Origin of the sequence: Caulobacter sp. CCH9-E1 (assembly GCF_001556515.1) — a bacterium.
Taxonomy (GTDB): domain Bacteria; phylum Pseudomonadota; class Alphaproteobacteria; order Caulobacterales; family Caulobacteraceae; genus Caulobacter.
In genome coordinates this window covers 1-1,244 of sequence record NZ_LSJA01000014.1, presented here as the reverse complement: position 1 = coordinate 1,244, position 1,244 = coordinate 1, and the positions used below count along the sequence as shown (strand labels likewise).

The 1,244-nt window shown below is 63.8% G+C and carries 1 protein-coding gene; it reads left to right on the top strand.

Annotation, left to right across the window (positions count from 1 at the left end; all coding sequences use genetic code 11):
* The first annotated feature begins 1 nt into the window (after position 1).
* Positions 2–1,192 (top strand): elongation factor Tu, encoded by a 1,191-nt coding sequence (gene tuf / locus AX690_RS00775; RefSeq protein ID WP_066680301.1) that lies wholly within the window; start codon positions 2–4, stop codon positions 1,190–1,192.
* The last annotated feature ends 52 nt before the right edge of the window (positions 1,193–1,244 follow it).

The following is a 1,244-nucleotide window of genomic DNA, read 5'->3' as shown; positions in this document are numbered from 1 at the left end:
GATGGCCAAGGAAAAGTTCGAACGTACTAAGCCGCACTGCAACATCGGCACCATCGGTCACGTTGACCATGGCAAGACGACCCTGACGGCCGCGATCACGATCGTGCTGGCGAAGACGGGCGGCGCGACCGCCAAGAACTACGCCGACATCGACGCCGCGCCGGAAGAAAAGGCCCGCGGCATCACGATCAACACCGCTCACGTCGAGTATGAGACGCAAAACCGTCACTACGCTCACGTCGACTGCCCCGGCCACGCCGACTACGTGAAGAACATGATCACGGGCGCGGCCCAGATGGACGGCGCGATCCTGGTGGTGTCGGCCGCCGACGGCCCGATGCCGCAGACCCGCGAGCACATCCTGCTGGCCCGTCAGGTCGGCGTGCCGGCCCTGGTCGTGTTCATGAACAAGGTCGACATGGTCGACGACGAAGAGCTGCTCGAGCTCGTCGAAATGGAAGTTCGCGAACTGCTGTCGTCGTACCAGTTCCCGGGCGATGACATTCCGATCGTCAAGGGCTCGGCCCTGGCCGCCGTCGAAGGCCGCGACGCCGCCATCGGCGAAGACCGCATTCTCGAGCTGATGACGCAAGTCGACGCCTACATCCCGCAGCCGGAACGCCCCGTGGACCTGCCGTTCCTGATGCCGGTCGAAGACGTGTTCTCGATCTCGGGCCGCGGCACCGTGGTCACCGGTCGCGTCGAGCGCGGCATCGTGAAGGTCGGCGAAGAAGTCGAAATCGTCGGCATCCGTCCGGTCCAAAAGACCACCTGCACGGGCGTCGAAATGTTCCGCAAGCTGCTGGACCAAGGTCAAGCCGGCGACAACGTGGGCGTGCTGCTGCGCGGCACCAAGCGTGAAGACGTCGAGCGCGGCCAAGTGCTGTGCAAGCCGGGTTCGATCACGCCGCACACCAAGTTCGTGGCCGAAGCCTACATCCTGACCAAGGAAGAAGGCGGCCGTCACACCCCGTTCTTCACCAACTACCGTCCGCAGTTCTACTTCCGCACGACGGACGTGACGGGCATCATCAAGCTGCGCGAAGGCGTGGAAATGATCATGCCGGGCGACAACGCCGAGCTGGACGTCGAGCTGATCACCCCGATCGCCATGGAAGAGAAGCTGCGCTTCGCCATCCGTGAAGGCGGCCGCACCGTCGGCGCCGGCGTCGTCTCGAAGATCGTCGAGTAATCGATCGATCCTCAGCGACAGCTGAACTGATCTAAGCGAAGGCCCCGGAGAG

What these genes read in the sequence shown, in the direction of transcription:
- tuf (WP_066680301.1), top strand. Translation starts at nt 2, where the DNA reads ATGGCCAAGGAAAAGTTCGAACGTACTAAGCCGCACTGCAACATCGGC.